Annotated in this window: 1 protein-coding gene; it reads left to right on the top strand. The window is 67.7% G+C overall.

All coding sequences use genetic code 11. The features are described from left to right. Window positions 1-332: 332 nt before the first annotated feature. Window positions 333-622, top strand: a 290-nt coding sequence (locus tag UN64_RS21940; protein ID WP_245802096.1) for a hypothetical protein, incomplete at its 3' end; no start/stop codon positions are given.

Raw genomic sequence — 622 nt, 5'->3', positions numbered from 1 at the left:
CGGACGCGGCGGCGATCGCCGCCCTCGTGACGATCCTCGTCTGGGCAAGCCACGGAGGTCCTCGTCTTCGCGCGGACCCGCCGCGGGATCTACTCCGACTGACCCGCCCGAGGCGCGAAGACACCGAGCCGGGGGCCATGCCGTGGGCCCCTTCCGCGGTATGGAGCACGGGTCACCGTTTGGTATCGTTGTCAGCGAACACTTCGACGGCGCCCATCTGCCGCCATCCGTGTCTCGCATCGCACCGGTACCCCGCAATGTCGCGGCGCCCGCCTGTGGTCCGGGGACGAGGCTGCTGTCCCGTCGACTGCATCACTTCGGAGAGGAACCGTGTGCTGACCCTCGTGCTGGCCAACGCATCATTCGTGCCCCCCACCATCTCTGATGGTCACCTCCCGGAGATCTTCCCCTGGGGTGCGGAGTACGGCACCGGCTTCGGCAAGCAGATGCTGCTCGTCCTGCTCTCCGTGGTGCTCATCACCGCCTTCTTCGCGTGGGCCATGCGCCGTCCCCGGCTCGTGCCCGGCAAGGCCCAGTGGCTCGCCGAGTCCGGCTACTCCTTCGTCCGGAACGACATCGCGAAGGACATCCTGGGCGAGAAGAACTTCAAGCAGTGGGTCCC

Origin of the sequence: Fictibacillus arsenicus, assembly GCF_001999465.1 — a bacterium.
Lineage (GTDB): Bacteria > Bacillota > Bacilli > Bacillales > Fictibacillaceae > Fictibacillus > Fictibacillus arsenicus.
This window is presented reverse-complemented; position numbering and strand designations above follow the sequence as displayed.